At 34.4% G+C, this 19,558-nt stretch carries 19 protein-coding genes; 6 read left to right on the top strand and 13 right to left on the bottom strand.

Features of this window, described 5'->3' with window-relative positions; all coding sequences use genetic code 11:
* Positions 1-51: 51 nt before the first annotated feature.
* Complete coding sequence (locus DPQ89_RS11755) at positions 52-477, bottom strand: HIT family protein (RefSeq protein WP_127717143.1); 426 nt, start codon at positions 475-477, stop codon at positions 52-54.
* A 33-nt stretch (positions 478-510) separates the two neighbouring features.
* Positions 511-858 carry a VOC family protein gene (locus tag DPQ89_RS11750; RefSeq protein WP_127717141.1) on the bottom strand — a complete coding sequence of 116 codons (348 nt, stop codon included), beginning with the start codon at positions 856-858 and terminating at the stop codon, positions 511-513.
* Positions 859-1,194: 336 nt separating this feature from the next.
* Between DPQ89_RS11750 and DPQ89_RS11745 the strand changes: the two genes are divergently transcribed.
* Positions 1,195-1,716, top strand: coding sequence for a hypothetical protein (locus tag DPQ89_RS11745; protein WP_127717139.1), 522 nt, complete (start codon positions 1,195-1,197; stop codon positions 1,714-1,716).
* 256 nt (positions 1,717-1,972) lie between these two features.
* Here DPQ89_RS11745 and DPQ89_RS11740 read toward each other — a convergent pair whose 3' ends face one another.
* From DPQ89_RS11740 to DPQ89_RS11725, 4 genes are all read right to left on the bottom strand, one after another.
* Positions 1,973-2,857, bottom strand: a complete 885-nt coding sequence (locus DPQ89_RS11740) for a hypothetical protein (protein ID WP_127717137.1) — start codon at positions 2,855-2,857, stop codon at positions 1,973-1,975.
* Positions 2,858-2,932: 75 nt separating this feature from the next.
* Entirely contained in the window at positions 2,933-3,592 is a 660-nt protein-coding gene (locus DPQ89_RS11735; protein WP_127717135.1) for a response regulator transcription factor, read from the bottom strand.
* Complete coding sequence (locus DPQ89_RS11730; RefSeq protein ID WP_127717134.1) at positions 3,582-5,033, bottom strand: HAMP domain-containing sensor histidine kinase; 1,452 nt, start codon at positions 5,031-5,033, stop codon at positions 3,582-3,584. Before DPQ89_RS11730 ends, DPQ89_RS11735 begins: the two co-directional genes overlap by 11 nt.
* 366 nt (positions 5,034-5,399) lie before the next feature.
* Entirely contained in the window at positions 5,400-6,647 is a 1,248-nt protein-coding gene (locus tag DPQ89_RS11725; protein ID WP_127717133.1) for a hypothetical protein, read from the bottom strand.
* 156 nt (positions 6,648-6,803) lie between these two features.
* On the opposite strand from DPQ89_RS11725, the gene DPQ89_RS11720 reads away from it, so the two are divergent.
* Entirely contained in the window at positions 6,804-7,670 is an 867-nt protein-coding gene (locus DPQ89_RS11720; RefSeq protein ID WP_370350945.1) for an Fpg/Nei family DNA glycosylase, read from the top strand.
* Between the two features lies 1 nt (position 7,671).
* Here the strand turns inward: DPQ89_RS11720 and DPQ89_RS11715 are convergent, their stop codons facing one another.
* Complete coding sequence (locus DPQ89_RS11715; protein ID WP_127717131.1) at positions 7,672-8,616, bottom strand: hypothetical protein; 945 nt, start codon at positions 8,614-8,616, stop codon at positions 7,672-7,674.
* Positions 8,617-8,763: 147 nt separating this feature from the next.
* Here DPQ89_RS11715 and DPQ89_RS11710 point away from each other — a divergent pair, with 147 nt between their 5' ends.
* The gene (locus tag DPQ89_RS11710; RefSeq protein ID WP_127717130.1) at positions 8,764-9,291 is read left to right on the top strand and encodes an RNA-binding protein; all 528 of its coding nucleotides are present in this window, start codon (positions 8,764-8,766) and stop codon (positions 9,289-9,291) included.
* A gap of 61 nt (positions 9,292-9,352) precedes the next feature.
* Positions 9,353-10,036: a lysophospholipid acyltransferase family protein gene (locus DPQ89_RS11705; RefSeq protein ID WP_127717129.1), complete on the top strand. Its 684-nt coding sequence runs from the start codon at positions 9,353-9,355 to the stop codon at positions 10,034-10,036.
* Here DPQ89_RS11705 and DPQ89_RS11700 read toward each other — a convergent pair.
* Positions 10,024-11,370 (bottom strand): hypothetical protein, encoded by a 1,347-nt coding sequence (locus tag DPQ89_RS11700; RefSeq protein WP_127717128.1) that lies wholly within the window; start codon positions 11,368-11,370, stop codon positions 10,024-10,026. The genes DPQ89_RS11705 and DPQ89_RS11700 overlap by 13 nt on opposite strands.
* Positions 11,371-11,521: 151 nt before the next feature.
* On the opposite strand from DPQ89_RS11700, the gene DPQ89_RS11695 reads away from it, so the two are divergent.
* Positions 11,522-15,139 carry a hypothetical protein gene (locus tag DPQ89_RS11695; RefSeq protein WP_127717127.1) on the top strand — a complete coding sequence of 1,206 codons (3,618 nt, stop codon included), beginning with the start codon at positions 11,522-11,524 and terminating at the stop codon, positions 15,137-15,139.
* Between the two features lie 12 nt (positions 15,140-15,151).
* Entirely contained in the window at positions 15,152-15,685 is a 534-nt protein-coding gene (locus tag DPQ89_RS11690; protein ID WP_127717126.1) for an NYN domain-containing protein, read from the top strand.
* Here DPQ89_RS11690 and DPQ89_RS11685 read toward each other — a convergent pair.
* From DPQ89_RS11685 to DPQ89_RS11665, 5 genes are read right to left on the bottom strand one after another with little or no spacing between them, the layout of a single operon-like run.
* Entirely contained in the window at positions 15,657-16,214 is a 558-nt protein-coding gene (locus tag DPQ89_RS11685) for an NUDIX hydrolase (protein ID WP_127717125.1), read from the bottom strand. The genes DPQ89_RS11690 and DPQ89_RS11685 overlap by 29 nt on opposite strands.
* The gene (locus tag DPQ89_RS11680) at positions 16,214-16,819 is read right to left on the bottom strand and encodes a hypothetical protein (RefSeq protein ID WP_127717124.1); all 606 of its coding nucleotides are present in this window, start codon (positions 16,817-16,819) and stop codon (positions 16,214-16,216) included. Before DPQ89_RS11680 ends, DPQ89_RS11685 begins: the two co-directional genes overlap by 1 nt.
* On the bottom strand, positions 16,816-17,547 hold the full coding sequence (locus DPQ89_RS11675; RefSeq protein WP_164848373.1) for a glycerophosphodiester phosphodiesterase family protein: 732 nt from the start codon (positions 17,545-17,547) through the stop codon (positions 16,816-16,818). Before DPQ89_RS11675 ends, DPQ89_RS11680 begins: the two co-directional genes overlap by 4 nt.
* Entirely contained in the window at positions 17,531-18,316 is a 786-nt protein-coding gene (locus tag DPQ89_RS11670; RefSeq protein WP_127717122.1) for a DUF1338 domain-containing protein, read from the bottom strand. The genes DPQ89_RS11675 and DPQ89_RS11670 overlap by 17 nt, the downstream gene beginning before the upstream one ends.
* Positions 18,316-19,500 (bottom strand): FAD-binding oxidoreductase, encoded by a 1,185-nt coding sequence (locus DPQ89_RS11665; RefSeq protein ID WP_127717121.1) that lies wholly within the window; start codon positions 19,498-19,500, stop codon positions 18,316-18,318. The genes DPQ89_RS11670 and DPQ89_RS11665 overlap by 1 nt, the downstream gene beginning before the upstream one ends.
* Positions 19,501-19,558: the final 58 nt, after the last annotated feature.

Genomic DNA, 19,558 nt, shown 5'->3' with positions numbered 1-19,558 from the left:
TGTTTTTATATATTTGTGACAATTAAGTTACTAAATTTTAGGATTCGAAATTCATGACAAATTTGCAACGATCAAACGAGCAGTTTCGTCTAGCTTATTTCTTGGCGACTCATCAGCAGCAGTACCAGAAAATCCCATACGATATCCATCACCTTTAAATCGTGGAGCTATATGCAAGTGTGTATGTGGTGGTTCTTGACCTGCAACTTCACCATCAGAAACAAAGAGATTTGCACCTTCGCAAGGTATCCTAGAGCTCTCAATAGACTTCAGAATTACTTGCGCAGTTTTAAACATTTCACCAACTGTTTCATTGTCGATACTAGAAAATCTTTTATGATGTTCATTAGGTACTACTAGAACATGTCCTTTATTTATAGGATTTAAGTCCATAAATGCACTGACTCTATCTCCTCTAAAAACAAAGCTGGCCGGTGCCTCTTCTTTTAAAATTTTGCAAAATATACAATCTTCCAAGTTCTCTCCTAATTCACTAAGTAAAGATGCTTACTATCCCTCAATACCTATAATATTACCAAAAGGATCTTCAAGTTGACATATAGTTCGACCAATTTCTTCTACTATAAGTGGTCCTCTATAAATCTTCATATCTAATAGTTTGGCATTATCTATAAATACATCGATATCCTCTACATGCAAATATACAACAGTACCTCCTCTAGACTTAGGAGATTTCTCATCAGCAAGATGAAGATTAAAGTATGTATTTGCGAACTTGAAGGAACAAAATAGTTTATCTTCTTCAAATGGTTCGATATTAAATAAGCGACAATAAAAGTCTCTACTTTCTTGTATACTATCCACAAACATGAGACTTGTAATAATACCTTTAATCATCTTTAACCTTTTTAAAAAACACTGATGGTACTTATAGATTTTGCTCAAAAAAAAAACTTGGGTGATCTAAGACAAGAGCTTGAAAATCACCTTTGTACTCACGATAAATATAAGCTAATACTTTTGTTTTTTTCAGTCATTCTATTATTTATATCAGAACCAAGAGTGTCTTAAAAAATAATTATATTCTTTCATTTCAAATACTTATTGTCACGAAGGCTTAACTGAACATTCGAAACTTATAATAAATAACACTCACTTAAAGCTTTATAATTCGTAGCCAAATTGAGATAATCGTTTTTAGTTATTACACTTTCACGAGGTTATTTTGTGACGATGGCACTCAATCACTATTTTACACTTATTGATGAATCTTTTCCTCAAAAAGAAGAGCTTCTTAAACAAGGATTTATACTTTATGGGCCGAGGTGTCACAAAGGCCAGGGCACAAGTGCACAATTTGTTTTATTTCCAAAGAATTATATTGAATATATTTGGATTGATGACTTGAAGTCATCCGAGAACAACCTATTACAACTTTATATGAGAGAGCAAAGTCACGCGTGTAAGTATGGACTTTGTTTTTCAGGTGTTATTCCAAAAGAACATATTGAAGAGTTTGTACTTTATAAACCTCCTTACAGTCTAAATAGTAAATTAATGATTCTAAAAGAATCTATTGATGACCTATCAATGCCCTTAATATTTGTAGATGTGAACTCAAAAGATCCACAAGATTCTGAGCCACGAAATAACAAAAACCTTTCTGCCGATTTATTTAATCAGCAAGAAAGGTTTTTCATTCCTAAAGACTTAAAGGATTATAAAATTCCTAAATATTTTAGAGATTTAATTTAAATATTTTATTATGTATGAGCTGATTAATTCTTCGCAATTATAATATCAAGACGATGTAGAATGCCCGAACTACCAGATTATTAACAAATAGATAATCTAAATTCTTAAAAACGCTAGGATCATTAATTAATTATAGGAATTCGCATTTTCGTTCTATTTAATTCAAGTACATTCTATTCTATGGAATGACACTCATTTGGTACTCGAAGTACTCTAGAAAAAGGCGAGTCTCGAAGATCTCGCCTAAGAATATAAGTTACTTTTTTCTTCTTTCAATCCCAGCAAACTTAACTTTAGTTTCAACTAGGAAGCAGTCACTATAATTTCTTTCTTTGTTATCAAAGTCTTTTACGCTGTACTTTTTAAGATGCTTTTTAACAGTCCTTTCACCACTTAGTTGAATTCTTCCATGACCAAATGTAGCTTCACCTGAGTTAGTCTTATCAGTCTCTCCAACTTTAAAATTAATTCTATAACCAAGATCACTATTTCCCCATCTATGAAGATCCATGCCTAAAAACATCGGAATTGGTTCTTTAGGACTTCCATTACTGCTCGTAGATGATGACATAGACCCATCTCTCCATTTAGCAGTGTATTTACCCTTATCTCTACCGTTCTCTCTTTGTCTTAATTCTTGAATGTCATAGTGATTCTCGCCACTAGAGTTAATCCATACTTCACTCTTAACAGGCTTTCTATAGCCAGTATCAACTTGATAAGTCCATCTTCCTTCATGCATTACTGAATATGCATCTTTATCTAAGAATGATCTATTTCCATTACCTAAAATTAATGTAGATTCAGTATTATCATTGTGAAATAGTTTTGAGTGAACAAGACCCACACCCTTACAGTATGTTGATTCTTTTCTTCCTGTTGCAAATTTAATGGCCTTTTCTAGGTCATCACTAGATTTCATACCATTATACTCAAGGTAGGACTTATAAATATCTTCAAATAATGGGTGATCATTAGATATGTCACCAAGAATATCTTCAAGAATAACTTTAGCCCGCGAGGTGTTTTGCTCAACCTTATGAGCATCCATTGCATCTTGGTATCGGTGCGCAACATCAAGTCCGTTAGCAAATACATTCATTCCAACGCCAAGTAATGTAACTGTAATCATTTTTTTCATTCTATTCTCCTCGATAAGTGATTTGTTGTTAAAACCATTATCGAATGTCTCTATCCCCACAATTTCACGGTCATGTCATGGTTTTGTCATGAACCTATAGCCAAGTCCCCTTACTGTTACTAAATGCTCTTTCCCAATCTTTTTCCGAAGGCCCAATATGAAGTTATCTACTGTTCGATCAGTTCCATCATAAGAACTTCCCCAAACCGCAGAAATAATCTGTTCTCTATTAACAACTTGTCCATCTCGTTTTAAAAGAAACTCTATTAGTTTTATCTCTTTTCCTGAAAGTTCAATCGCTGAATCTGACTTTCTCAAGGTAGACGTTTTTAAGCTGTAATTAAACTCTCCAAATACGACATCTTCTTTGACTGAAGATCCTAATTTGCGATGAACTCTTGCAAGTAACTCTTCAAGAGCAAAAGGTTTTTCCATATAGTCATCCGCCCCTAATTTGAGGCCACGGACTTTATCCCCAGTTTCAACTCTTGCAGAAAGAACAATTATTGGAATCTCACTTCCTTCACCTCTTAATTCTGAAATGACTTCAAAACCATTCATGAAAGGCATCATAATGTCTAAAATTACTAAATCAGGTGCAATAGTTCTAGCAAGATAAACTCCATCCTCACCGTCAAGAGCCTGTTCAACAATAAAAGATTCAGCTTCTAATGCCTTTTTAAGTCCTAATTGAATATTCTCATCATCTTCAATAACTAGTATTTTATGACTCATTCTTAACCCTTAATTCAAAGAGAGCATGCTCCTTTCCTGGATTCTTTAGCTCAATCTCACCATTCATTTGAGTCACTAAATTCTTTACAATAGATAGGCCAATTCCAAGGCCATCTGGTGATGTGTTCTTAGCTGATGTTGCACGGTAGAACTCTTCAAAAATTTTCCCACTATCATTCAAGTCAATTCCTGGACCTTCATCTTGGACTTGAAACTTCAAAATATTATCTGACAACTCTGTTTTTAATGTCCCACGTTTCCCATATCTAATGGCATTTTTAAGTAAGTTTCTAAGAACGACTCTTAATCTACCCTTATCAATATTTACCGAATCTTGAATAAAATTGGTTATAACGACCTTGTTTTTAAACTCAGAAACTATTTCATCTAAGTAATCCTGAAACTCAGATAGACTTAATCTCGAAAGATTTAGAGATTTATCTACCTTATTTATCAGGACAATATCTTCAAAAAAGTCATTCAGTCGCTTGGATGACTTCATTAGTGCTGTAATTAACTCTTCATCATGACCATGCTTTAAAAGTAATTCAGAATTAAGTCTTATTCCTGTTATTGGCGTTTTAACTTCATGAACAAGCTGATTTAGGAAGCTAACCTTTTTAAGTACCTCTAAGCGTTTATTTTTAAGTTCCAATAAATAAAGTCCTACAGCTAAAAAGAGTAAGACAAAACCAAGCCCCATTAGAGTTTTTTCTCTAACAGAATTGAACTTAAAAGGATTAAACCCTTGCTTGACTTGAATATTGAAAGGGTTTGTGGATAACTCTATCTCAGTAACATTGGCATCACTTCTAAAAGCTTGAAACATCGTCTTTGTTAGATAGTTTAGCGATGGAACTGATAATGATACAACTCCATCTTTATCAGCGATCATTAAGACATCATCAAAAGTATAGCGATTTTCTATATTACTAAAATCAGATTTATTTTTTAATTGCGTAAAGATGAGTGAAACCGACTCTTTTATTTTTTGGTCAACAAGAGTCATTTCATAAAGGCTAAGTTCTTTGAATTGATAAGAACCATCCAGAGAATACAACCTCTTAACAGCTAGTGCCTTATCCCAGCTCCCCTTCTTTTCTAGTTGGGACTCAAGAAACTTCTTTTGATTAACCTTAGATAATGAATTGAACTGCTTCCAGTCACTTTCACTTTTTGATTTAGTAGGGAAAAAACTCTTATCAACCAGCTTCCCATTGCGATCAACCTTTACTGTAATAACATTTGAGTCAGATTCTTGCTTATAGTTTTGCACTAGGTAATCTTGCCAGCTTTTTGTCCACCCCTTAACAAGACTATCTTTTTGCTGGTTTATATATAACTGATACATCTCTTTTTCGTATGACTCTCTAAGTGTGAACGAGAAAATCACTAGAACCAGCCCTAAAATGAATATGATAAGCGATATTTTTTGCTTCATTGCTATTTTATAACCAATTCATGTCATGGGAATATCATGAGATGAAACTATAACTAAGCTCGAGTACTCTTGAGTACCAAATTTGCTAAGTTGATTTCGTTACTTTATTCTTTCATTGCAGACACTTATTGTCACTATTCCCGAACTAACCGGTGGCTAAACAATTTCAACTCTCGTCGTTTTTTTTTTTAATACTTACGAATTAAAACTCGTCTTCGCAAACTTTATCTATTTCACATTATTTAATTGAACTTCACATGAGTTCATAGATCGGTCAGATTTTTTAAAAAAGTAGCCACTTAGCCATTACAATAACTTATCCTATATAATTTAGGAGTATAAATAATTCAGAATCAGGTTTGACCATTATATTTCTGAACCATAAAACTGATCCACCCAAACTTTTACAGACTTACTTTTTCTATTTTTGATTGTCATAGTTACACGACAATCTGAAATATCATTACAAATATTATATTTATTCAAAAAAACACCTGGTCTATAGTCTAAAATTCTATCACCCACTTTCACAACAATATCTAGGTCATCATTTTTTGACGTATCTACATTAACAGCATTTAAAGAAAAATATCTTGAGTTAACATTGACCGAAAAGCTCTTTTCTTTGTTACCTTTTAACTTAAAATGAAAAGAAGTTCCTCCTTGTCCATTCTTATTACTTGACCCAACTGACCATATTTCACTTCCAGCTAACTTAACGTACTTCTTGAAAAGTTTTAATGTTTCTGAAGCAACGCCAGCTTTTTCGAGTAAAGCAATTGTTTTTTTAGGGTTAACTAAGTAAAGATAAATAAACTTCCTATCATTAGTAGAAAAATTATACTTACTTATTTCATCAATATTATTGAACTTATTTACAAAGTACTCTTTAAAACGAAAACAAATCTCAGAAGATACATTGCACGAATGCATACTTGAAACGTATTCTAATACAACCTCAGGACTCTTTAAATGGCTATTTAGCAAGATAAAGTCTTCAACCGTATCAAATTTCTCATTAAATCCTTGATTAAAAATAATCCATTCGACTTCAGAAAAGTCAAGTTTTGAAAAAGGATATCTAATCTTCCAATACAGTTGAGAAGCTAACTCACTACCTTTTAAATCATCTAAAGCAAAATATTTAAAAATTAGAAACATTATAAAACTGTCTGCACTTAATTTAAATTCTTCTTCAATTTCAGCAAAATAATTTAAATCTGAATAATAATTTTTTAGCGCGATCATTTGACTAAGTTGATGTAGTTTGAACTTAGATTTATCACAGGAATTATTTTCTACAGTATAATGAATATCAGCTAAGATATCTCCAGACCTCTCCAATTCACCATCTATATTATAGTCTAAAGTAGATATTAAAAATTGAATTTTCTCATAACTACTCTGTGACTTTAGAATGTCTGAATTAAAATGATTTTCCATCAGATAATCCATATCGCTATAAACTTTATCTATTCTATCTAAGACAGCTGTAGATATTTCGTTAAAACGATTTACGTCATAATATGATGACAAACATTCCCCAGAAGAATATGCTTGAAAATTGATTAATAAAGATAGAACAATTAATAGTTTTAAATTTATAGCTTTCATTCCCCCACTATAATTTATTTAATAATATTTACATATGGCGATAGAAATATTTATATACTTGATTAAAATTGATACAATCGTACATAATCTAGAGAAATCGTGGAGAGAAGAATAAATCTATAAATTTTAACAGTTTAACATGTCAAATTCAGATTTATTCGCACTCTGACAAAGACACAAGAAACATTAATAATATCTAGGAGTTACGCTATCCCAGAACTACCAGAAGTAGAAACAATAAAAAACCAAATAAACGAAATCCTCCCACTAAAAGTTATTAGTTGTACGCAGTCATCTGTGATTTCATCAATTGCACATACACCAATTGATTTATCAAATCGTAAAATTATTAAAGTGCATAGAAAAGGAAAGTTGCTCTACTTTGAACTTGATAAGAATGAATTCTTACTAAGTCACTTGGGAATGACTGGAGGTTGGAGAATTGGCAAAGAAAGGCCTAGCGATAAAATAGGCCTTAAACATAATCACCTATGTATCAAGCACTCTAAAGGTTATTTAAGCTATATCGACCCTAGAAGATTTGGTCATATGTATCAATTAAGTGAGAGTGAAACTCAAGATAAGCTCGCTGAACTTGGACATGACTTGAGATCTAAAGAGTTTAGCATTGAGTATTTAACTGAAACCATAAAGAAGTATCCTAATAGGCAAATAAAAGTGCACCTACTGGACCAGTCTCTCTATGCGGGAACAGGTAACTATATAGTGAACGAAATTTGTGCACGAGCATTTGTTCGCCCGACGAGAAGAAATAAATCTTTGACTCTTACTGAGATAAAAAAAATGCACAGTGCTTGCAAGGTTGTTTTGGATGGGGCAACTCAGACTGGTGGTACGACATTTCAAGGTGGTTATGCTGATACGACAGGAAGTGCTGGAGGTGGCGTAGGACACCTTGTTGTTTTCTATCAAAAGATCTGTCAATTATGTGGTGAAACACCTGTTAAAAAGATATTCTTGGCACAAAGAGGTACTTACTACTGCCCTAAGTGCCAAAAGTAATTTAGAAGCGTCTACCTAGTTGGAAAACGACTTGATCCCAATTTAGGAATCCATACTCAGTGAAGATACTCCAACGCTGCTTATGTCCAAAGTCATAGTTAAAACTTACTGCTAGGTTATGAGTTTCTTTACTTTGAATTTTTACATCAAAGTCCACATCTCTCATAAGAACTTCAAGGTCTGTTCCAGAAAAATTATAGCTTCCAGTTACATCTTGATTTAGATATTGATAATTATAACCTATCAGATAAGTTAACATTCCTCCTGGAACTTTATATCGTTGACCAAGCTTTAATTGTGCAACACCCATTTGAATAGTGGAATCTAATGTATCAGTCCATGCATTAGTCCCCATCCCCATCAAAGTGAAGACAATTGGATTTGTCCATTTGAAAAGTTCATATTGTCCAGCAAGAATCATCCCACCACCAAAATTAACAGCGGTGTACTCGATAGGAATCGGTAAAGTCTTTCCGACAAATATAGCGTCACCTATCCACCCACCATTAGAAAGAGAATCCATTTTTGCTAAAATATTTTTCTTTCCTTCAGTATATCCACCAACAACGAAGAGGTTTAGAAAAGGAAAGACCCATGCATCTGCTCTGAGCTGAACGCTTGAATCATGACCTGTAATTTTAACATCATCTTTAGGGATAAGAAGTTTACTTTTAAATAGTGCTCCTAAGACTCCTCCAGAGAGTTGTACAAGAAGATCTTCATCTGCCTTATAGTCGATGGACTGGTAGTTATAGACAAGTGAGAGACCTACAGGGATTGGCAATTCGTAACCCAGATCATGAGCTTCTTTTCCAAATATTGGTAACTTAGTCCAATGAGGTTCATACGTACTCACATCAGTAATCTGTGCATTTTCAGCAGAGTTTGCAAATGAGTTCAGTGAAGTTAGTAAAATAGCACTAACTAGTAGTAATTGTTTGAACATTCTCTCTCCAAATATAAATATAATAACAATACTTTTACATGAGCTAGTAAGTACTGGCCAGAAAGTACATTGAATTTTCTACTTCTTATGTAGTTTTCTACAATGATTAGTGCTACATTGCGCAAAAACCTATTATAAGGACGCATTATGAAAACGGAAAAAAGAGACTTCAAAAGAAGTAGCTCGAAAAACACAGCAAGAGTTGGCAAAACAACTAATGCAAAAAGACCTAATAGCTTTACTAAAGCTAGCTCCCCAAAGAAACCTGTAAAATTTGATCCAAACGCGCAGAAGAATCCTGTCGTTTACATCGGGAATTTAAACTATAAAAAAGATGATTTTGGCGTAATGAAGTTATTCAAGCCATTTGGTTACGTTGAAAAAGTTAACTTAATTTTAGACGAAAAAACTGAAAAGAGTAAAGGTATTGCATTTGTTGAGATGCAGACCAAAAAGGCCGCCCTTGATGCTGTAGCAGCATTAAATGGAAAAGTCATCGACGGTAGAACGGTTAAAGTAAGTATTGCTCTTGAAAGAGAAGGAATGGACATGTCTAAAGCAGCTCATGCGCCGAAACCAAAACCTCTTTCTAAGAATGAGGAAAAATCAATTATTAAGAAATCTAAGATCAAAAAAGTTGGTCTAGATGTTCTATTTCAATCAACAAATAGATAGTCTCTACTTGTAAAGCGATTAGTGCTCCTCTATAGTCTTTGTCTATATAGGAGCTTTTTTTATGTTCATTGCCAATATTATCTACTTTATAGCTAGACTTCTCAATTCAACATACAGATACAGATTTATGGGACTTGAAAATATCACACAGGCCCAAAAACTTAGCAAACATGGCAATTACCTACTTGGAATTTGGCATCAAAACCTGCTACATGGAATACTTGCCCAAAGAGGAAATCCACATATCGTCATTGTCTCTAGATCTAAGGATGCAGACCCAGTGGCCTACACTTGCAAAAAAATAGGAACAATTGTGGTTCGAGGAAGCTCTAGAAATAAGGCCGGTGTAGATAAAGGTGGCAAGGCCGCTAAAGAAGAAATGATTGAAAAGCTCTGCCAAGCTCACCCTGGAGCAGTGACAATTGATGGTCCAAAAGGACCAGCGAAAGAAGTTAAACCAGGCATAGTAGATATGGCCATAAAGTCTGAAACAACTATTATTCCTTACTTACCAATTGCTGAGAAGTTCTGGTCTTTTAATAGTTGGGATAAGTTTAGATTACCTAAACTCTTTACTAGAATTATTGTCTGTTATGGAAGCCCGATAGCAATTACGACTGATCGATCCTTTGAGAGTTATCAGATGGAGCTAAAGCAGTCTCTCGATGAGATAGAATCTAAGGTTAGAGATAATTTTAAAAATTGGACGAGTTTAGAAAAAAGAAATTGGAATCAGAAGAGATAGTTTAAAGAAGTATAAACGGTATCATTAGCTCTATAGGCACTCCAATATGAGTTTATCTCCGGAGACTTTATAAGTTCTACTCCTAACCTAACACCTAGGCTTCTGTTAAAAATATAGTCTCCTTCCATTCTAATAATCTGATCCTTACGCTCAAAGTCCAGTCTATAATCAAGCAAAGTAAAGAACTGATCAGTCCACATAACTTTTGCCATCGTTCCAATTGTACTTTTCCACTTTACTGTCTCAGAGAAGAAATCATCACTTCCACGAGAATTTTCACTCATAAGTTTTATATAATTCATTGAAAGTGAGTAGAAAGGCCTATCAACCTGAGCTGAAAAAGTTAGATAACTTTCTTTGTCGTAACTTGGTTCTATGGAAAAGTACTCACTTTCGAAGACCCGATCATTATCTTTTAATTGCAGTGGATTTAAAACCTCGAAGTCATCTCCTAATTTTGCATTAGGGTCCGTTACATCAAAAGATATTACACCTAGAACATCACCAAACTTTTGAGAAGTTTGCATACCATATATAAGGTGGTGGTTTACAATAGGATTTGCCGTTACCAGAACCTGTGAACCGTCACTAGATAGAGACGCCTCTGCATTAGAGCGGAGACTACTTTCAGGCTTATAGATCGCATAGGCCGAAACATTTCCTCCAGTCCACTTGTACTTAGAACTTATCCCCATACTTTTTTGAAAAATTATATCACTATTAGTTGGTCGATTCATATCATAGTAAATTGGAACGACCTGATCCAAAATAATCGTCTTCTTTGGAGGCATTCTCATCCACTCCGAAGTACTTACAACCTCACCATCTTGAATATCAACACTAGGGTTCATGGTAGGAATATAAAAATAAGAAAAGAAAATATCCAGAGATGCTTCTTTAGACATCTCTTTAGTGTAATGTAAACCTGTAAGACCTTCTTGCTTAGAAGAAAGCAAAGTATAACCCTGTCTTGGGTTTAAATTACCTAAGAGCCAGTACTTTTCATTTGGCGACCAATTTACGACTTTACGACCAAAGGTCCAAGTCGAGTCTTCCGTAAAGGCACTATAGTATAAGCTTGGTACAGAGTAATTTAATGACTTAGGGCCACTGAAATAGTACCTAAAACTCCCTTCTGCTTGAACTTCTGAATCTCTAGTTGTGTCTTTATAACCAAGAGATAGACCAGACCAATTAACGGCTTCAGTCTTTTCGCTAGGATTATTCAACCTTTGAAAGGTTTCAAACGAGAAACTACCTTCAAGACCTGCGTGAGCGCAGGGAATGCTGACAATCAGCAAGGCTAAATATCTGATATTGCGTAAACTTAGCAAGAAAAATGCTCCTTTTCTCTTATTATGACTTGTATTGCTCGCTCAAACCAGAAGTTTTAACACACTGTGTAATAAACACAGGTTCGTCATACTTTTCTTCAAATTAAGGCCCAAATCAGATAAATTCAATAAAAAATAAACAAAGAGTTAAATGAAGAATTTAAAAGTTGCCTTTATTACATTGATCTTTTGTTTAGTAAGTTCTTGTGGATTTATTAACGACGCCCCGGTGAAAGACCAGGATATCTTTGTTTCTAATGAGCTAAGTTCTAGTTGTAAGTTAGACCCTGATCAATTTGGTAATATCTTTGATCTCAATATTGAAAATCAAATTAAATGTCTTGAAGAGAATTTTAACCAATTTAGTCGCTATGTTAGAAGTGGTGACAGAGATACAATATCAGAGAGTGAACTTTCGAATTTCGTAAGACGATTCTTTAAGAATAATTCAGATACCATCATTCAAGGTCTAAAATTAATCTTCGAACTAAATATGTTACTGCTTAAAGATGAAGCAACAACAATAAGTAGAGATAATATTTCCCCTCTTTTTAGACTTCTTTTAACTGTGAATAAGCAGGCCATCATCGTCACTAAAGCATTAAAGGAAATGCAAGATGAAAAAGATGGTAAGCAAGCATTTGAAAAGAGAAAGGCCCTAATGAAAGCATTACAGGACTTTACTGACTCGTCTTTAGAGATAATAAATCGCCCAGGTAATGAAATTAAATCCGTAGACCTCAAGGAGTTCTTATTAGGTCTCAATGATCGAATAGACCTAGGGAAGAACCCTATTGATGATAAACTTGCTGAAGCCATTCTCTTTATAAAAAAGATATTTCTTGGTGGAGATAAGAATATTTTAACTTCTAAAGAGATAGAGTATGCAATCGTAAAACTACCTAAACTGGTGGTTATGGCAACAGACTTAACTTTTATACGCAAAGAACATTTTAAAAACCAAAAGACATATATTGGATTTCAGCAAAATATTTTAAAGAGATTCGAAAATATCATTCATCCTGCTCCTGATAGTGACATCATTTTCAAAATAGAGGACCTCTTCGTTATATTCGATAGAGTTTCAGGTAATGATTCAGACTTTAATCTAAGAGATTACGAAAAAGTTTTTAAAAGTGTAAAGAAAGACCTAATTGGAGGAGCTGAAACGAGCTTTAACTTTATCGAATTTAATCATCTTCTCACCTACTTGAATATTTCTTTAGAGGGAATGAAGTTCTATGAAGACCACAAGACCCTAACAAAAGAAATTGAACTTCTCACACTTGAAGAAAAAGTGATTGTTAAAAAGAAGTACTTGAATGAAATTGATATTAGAGTCGATAGAATTAAAAATATTCTTTCTAAAGAGGAACATCTACCAAAGAGAATTAATATTCTCAACTTTGCAAAGACCTTAAGTCGTGAAGTCGACAGCTTCAACTTTGACATAGACTTTCTGGATGCAATTTTTGGTATTAAGGTGCTTATCGCTGGTGGAACCAAAGAACAGCTAAGTGAAAAAGAGCTACATAAAACATTGGACAAAATTAAAGGTTTAGCGGCGAGCTACTTTGACTTGAGCTATCTGAATGATTCATATCAAAAAGACTCGTCATGGAAATGGCATTTTCTAAAGAAAGTAGTCGAGAATCTTTCATCTCTTATTGAAGAAGATGACTCACTTGAGTCTATGACGATGAATGATCTAAAAATTATTCTAAAAGAGCTCTTTTCTCCAAATTCAGAAGATTCGTCAAAAGAGCTCGGAGGAATTAGCCTTGAAGAAAGTGATATTGATGCAATACTGAGGACTTTAAAAGAGGAAGTCTTTATCTCAACACCAGAAGTGATTACAGTTGGTGAAATTAAGGCCCTATTAAATATTACAGAAATTTCAATGTCTGCCCTAGAGCTGCTACAAAGCTATAACGAAAAATCTGATATTGCGAAAAAAGACCCGAGTGCGGTAGATATATTTACAGAAGAACTAGAGGAAAAAGCAGAACTCTTTAACATCACTATTCAAGCAGTTCTTCCTAGGGTGAACTATATCAAAGAGAATTTGGACTATGTAAGAATCCTAGAAGGACTAAGGCCTATACTAGTAGATCAAGAAAGTAGTGATGCAGATATCGTTGACTATATTGAAAAGTTAAAACCCTTAAAGACCTTACTCTTTGGTGGTTCTAGAGATGTACTCACATTTTCTGAAGTAAAAACTATTTCTACGAAAATTCCTTCATATATCTCCTCTGTATTTAAGCTCATACATACAGATAATACCAACGAAGTAGATACTATTAAGCAATCGGCACTTAACCTTGAAACTTACTCCAAGATTAAGAAAAACTTAGTGCTTGATACGCAAGTCAGCTACTTTACTGGTTATGAGTTAATGAATTCGTTGAATTGGTTCATTCACCAATCAACCTCTGATGACTCTTCACCTATAGACTTCGAGAAGTTTGCCCCAACACTATTAAAGTTCAAAGGAAGAGTTCTTCATCAAATCAAAGATCCTAAAATTGACCCTTCAAAATTTCCAGAAGTGGCAAATTTTAAATCGGAACACCTCTACACTATTTTTGAATGGATTCACGAAGCTTTAGAGTCTCTACACTACACTGAAAAGACTTATAAGTTTTTTGAAAAAGAACTATCTTCACCAAAGAAGATTAGTTACTTGAATCTTTATCGCACCAGTGATTATCCTCTTATTAGAGATGGTTCTATGTCTTCACTTAGAAGAGAATTTCTTTATACGGTAAAGAAGCATAGACACTTTACTAAAAAAGTTGTTCGTCAAAATGATAGCGATGAACAGACAACAAAGTTCATACAGTTCTTTGGTAAAGATATTCAAAGAGATCAGTATGGCTTTACACAATTAAGCCTTATAAGATTCGCACTGAAAAAAGCAATGCTAGGATATAGCATAAAAGTCAATGGTAAGGATGCAGTTGATGTAGATAGAATCAATATGCTCTTATTTGATTTTAAACCTGTATTAGAAGAGTTCAATCTCTGGACAAAGAGTATCGAAACCTTTGGTGAAAATACTATTCTTTTAGGTGATTTATTTCAAAATGCATCAGATGGTGATAATGCAATTAATGTAGATGAAGGGGCCGAGTACGCTAGCATGATTATAGTTGCTGTAACTTTGGCCGATGAACTCATGCATAAAGTAAAGAATCACTGCCCTAATCAAGGAACTGATCAAGACTTACTTTTCTATCCAAGATGCTACAGACCACACTTCTTTAATGCTTGGTTAAATGATCTAGACTATGGCAAGTACTTTCCTAAGCTAGATAACTACTTTAAAAGATCTCCAAGAGAAGAGTCTACGGACTTCATCCGTAAAACGGAAGGTTTTGCTAGAGATGTTGACGACGAATCTGTTCCAATGGGAATTAGAGATTTCACACTTGTTGTGGGTGCTCTACTCAATATAGAGTCGACATTTGTTAGATTTGACTTAAATAATGATAATGTTATTGACATGCGAGAGCTTGATAAGGCATTTTTAATATACGAAGGTTCAATCGTTAAGATTGCCGAGCTTTACGGATGGAAGAAGATGTTTACTAAGACCGTATTTCTCTACATGATTAAAAATATGAAAATTCCAACAGAGGGACAAGTGATGAAGTATCACTTTAACCTCAACTTCAATCCTTTATACAATGAAGATATAAAGGCAAAGAGATTAAATATAGGGGCATTACTCTATAATTTAATTCAATACCGTTCTCAAGAATGAACAAGAGGTAAAATGAACAAAGACGTACTAATCAGCCAATCCGTTGCGATTTTGGTGGATGGGAATAATATTGAGAGATCAATACATTCAGAAACAAAGAAAGAATCAACAATGCTTAATTTTGATTCTCTAATTCCAAAACTATTAGATAATAGAGGATTAAATCGCTTTATCTACTTTAGAGAAGGAAAGAATATCTCCTCAAAGCTCGCCGAAAGACTACACAACAACTTTCACGGCTCAGTAAGACCTTGCCACAAGAGTGCAGATATCCCGTTGTCTATTAAGGCCACTCAATTAGCACAAAAAGTTGATACGATTATTATAATGTCTGGTGACTCGGACTATATTGAACTCGTTTCACACTTAAAGTCAGAAGGGGTTCGAGTAGAAATCGCTTCAGTTGAATCAACCACTTCTAAACTTCTTGTCGATGAAGCTGACTACTTTCATCCTATTACTAGTGAAGATTGGTTCACGCTAAAATCACCTTCCAAGAAAAGTACGAAGAAAAAGGTTACGAAGAAAACTCCAAAGAAGAGTTAAAGTGTAATTGATAAAGCCCCAGGGCGGCCAAGTAGAGCGAGTGGTGAATTTCACCATTCGCTATCATTTCTTTAATCTCAGATTGATTTACTAGTATTATTTCAATTTCCTCAAGTGGGTCTAGTCTTTGCTCCATTTTGTAAGCACAATTATCAGCAAAGAAGAAGTGGCAGAAATTAGTCTGAAAAGCAGGGTTCGCACTTAATTTTCCAAGGTATGTCCAATCACTTGATTCATGGCCAGTCTCTTCTAGTAGCTCTCTTTTGGCACTTACGATAGGGTCTTCACCAGGATCTATAACACCAGCAGGGCCCTCTAGAGTGAAGTCATCTATACCGTGACGATACTGTTTAACTAATAATAATTTCTTATGTTCATCACGCGCAATTACGACAACCCAATTAGGACATTCAAGAACATCAAATTCACCACTTAAAGAAAGATCATGGTTACTTCTCTTTGCTATAAAGTGATTGAATACATAGGAGCGGAAGTTTTCAATATAGGAAGTTGTAATCCATTTCTTCATTAGAACTCAATTGATGTAAAGAAATCATCTTGCGATTTCTTAGAACTCTTTTGCTTTTCATTAAAGGAATCTTTTAAACTCATATATTCAATCATGAGCTTCTCTCCGATGACTTTGCTTAACTGGAGTTCATAAGATTTTACTAGTTTTTCATTAAACATTTCTTCATCGACCGAAGGCGAATAAGAGTAATTAGGTCCATGCTCTTTTCTCATTTTCGCATGAAAATCTTCATATCTTCGCTCTCTTTCTTGCTCATAACCTCTTTTTAAATCTCTATATTCTTGCAAAAAGCTTTCTCCACTTTTAGCATCACTCAGAAAAAGGTTCTCTACCTCGTTGTACCAATCCTTCTCTACTTGATCTAGATATTCATTGATCTTCTCGAGTTCTTCTACATCAACTTCAGTATTATTTTTGTTGTCAGTATGAATGTTGAGCTTTACCTTCTTATTACTCTCATAAGCAATGGTCTTAGACTCTTTTGATGGAGCATCCTGCAAGCTTGATTCTTCAATTTCGCTATTAATATCGAAAGATAGTAAGTAATAGCCTACAGCAGCTACTCCTAATAATGACAGTATTAAAATCGCATACTTTTTCATTTATTGTCCTCAAAGTTATCAAAGATATAATTATGTTTTCCCAGCAGAGGCAATTGTTTCTTATCTCGAATAGTCCAAAAGATAACTCTTTCGCTTCCATAAATCTCAGCAATTCTTCTTTGAATACCACTATAGCCACTAAACTCCAAAGATAGGAAGTCAGGTCTTAGATAAGGAATGAAGATAAGATTTCTTAAGGCAAGCTTTGAAAAGAAATTCATTTTTGACTTCTTAAATGTTCCAGATAAAAGTCCAATTGAAAAATCAGGAGCTAGTCGAGAGATTTCCTTTAGACTCCAAGGATTAAAAGATTGAATTGAAAACTCATGATGATAATTTCTCAGTTGATCGACTAATAAACGCTCAAGCCTACCATCAAAGTTCTCATTTTTAATCTCAATAAGAAGAGGAACTCTTCCATCAACATACTCTAAAATATTTTCTAAAGTAGGAATTTTTGCACTATTCTCTTTAGCCTCTAATTTTAATAAATCAGATAAATGACTTTTCTCTACATCTAAATTCTCTGTAAAGATTCGGGAGGTCGTTCTATCGTGAAAAACAACCAACTTATCATCCTTAGTTACCCTAATATCTAACTCTATTGGATGATTCTCTTTGATCGCTTTATCAAAGGCTTCGATTGTATTTTCCAAGACCCCATTTCCATGAAGCCCCCTATGAGCAATAGGTCTAGTAAATACCCAGGAATCAGTTGGTACTTTCAAAGATCTTATCGGCTGATTTTGTGACGAACCCTTGATAGAGCTTCCCCGTTGGCAGCTGGTGACGAAGAGCAAACTCATAGTAACAAGTAGGTACTTTCTCGGTACAGTCTGTAAATTCAACGTCCATTTTATCGGCCATAGTACTAGACTGCTCCAAAAATTCACTCTTGCTACCTTTCACTTCTCCACCAGAAGTATTTAATAAAATACCATTTTCCTTCAAAATCTCATTTAGATCAAGTAAAGACTCAATGGTCTTTAAGTGATTCACACTTATTGTAAAATGATTGGCCCTAAAGCCTATTGCGCATAACCATGCAGCGTACTCAGATTCCTCATATAGCTGCTTATACTCACGAAAACTAATAGATGGTCTTAAGGGCTTTGCTAGAAGCGAATCAATTGATAACAGCTTAAGAGGTTCAATACACCTTTCTATTATCTCAATAGAGTTTTTTGAAAGTTCATTATAACGAAGTTCACTTAGAAAAATTTTTGGAAGCTTAGAATTACAGGAGTGTTCAAGGTGTATAGCATCTAATTTCTTAGCTTCAAATTCATAATCTCCACAACGTTTATAGCCGAACTTTTCAAAGTGTATTGCAAACTGATCAATACCAATAGACTCATGGGAAAATGTTCTTAAAGCAATATGATCATTTACGACATTCTCTCCTCGCTGCTGCATCAGTTCATGTATAAAAAGTGCCGACGGTGCCATTGAAGTGTAATCATCCCAAAGTTCTTGTAAAAGCCCGTTAATTTTCATTAAAACCTCTTTGCCGAAATAAATGAAGGAATCTCTCTATCAAACAAAATATCAGCTAAACACTTTGCCCCATGAAAAGCCAGCCCTAGGCCATGAGCAGTAAATCCTCCCAGAAAGTAGATTTGCTGATCACTAGGAATCGCTCCAACCATAGGTTGACCATCAACCGAAAACCCCATGATACCAGACCAACGGTGAGTAATATCTGCCTCAGAAAGAGCCGGCAAGTGAGTTTGTATGAATTGTTCTAAAGCGTTTTGAATTACATCTGAAGTCTCATCCGAATATCCAATTTCAACATCTTTTTGCAATTGTCGAAAACCTCCAATGACTAACTCACCACTTGGGAGTTGGCGAAAGTAATCAAGTACGAAATTTGCATAACACGGCCCTTCCATAAACTTCTCAACAGATGAAGTTGCTAAGATCTGCCCTCTCGTTGGATAAATCTTATCTTTAAAATAATCATGAAGTAACGCGGAATAACCATTTGTTGCAAGAACAACAATTGGGGCCTTAAATCGATGGCCCTTTGTTAAAACTTCTTTTTCTTGTGAAACTGAATTAATCTTAAATACTTCTGAGTTTTCAAATAATTTAAAATTTTTAAATGAAAGTAGTTTCTCTTTCATTTTATCAAGAAGCTTCATAGGGTGAATAGAAGCATCCCCTAGATACTTAATTCCACCGATAAAACCTCTCGCACCAAGCCTACTATCGATATCACTTTTTTCAATGACTTCTACCTCTATACCTAACTTTTGCATTAGTAATGCAGACTTCTTAAGTTCTTGAAATTCAGTTTCAGTTGACGCAAGGGAGAAGCTTCCCTTTTTTTCAAATTGGAGCTCTTTTTCACTCCCAGTAATTAGATGTTCTTCTAGAAGTTCAAGGTTTGTTTCTGAAAACTTCCAAATTTCTAAGGCCTCACTCTCACCGTGTTTTTCAACAAGACGATTAAAATGCTCTACAGATCCACAAGTAATGAAGCCAGCATTTCTTCCTGTTGCACCATCACCAACTTCGCCTTTTTCTATTAGTGTTACTTTAAGCTCGCTATCTTCTTGCAAGATCCAATAGGCACATGATAGCCCTGCAATGCCACCACCGATAACAATAATATCACTACATTGCTCAGCTAAATTGTGACGATTTGATCGGTCTTGCCAAATTGATACACTCATATATTTCTCCTAGACTAGAAGACTATCATATAGATATTTAACAAGAAGTAATTGTCAG

Source organism: Halobacteriovorax sp. HLS (assembly GCF_004006665.1).
GTDB lineage: Bacteria > Bdellovibrionota > Bacteriovoracia > Bacteriovoracales > Bacteriovoracaceae > Halobacteriovorax.
The sequence above is the reverse complement of the archived record's forward strand: the minus strand, read 5'-3'. Positions and strand labels throughout refer to the sequence as shown.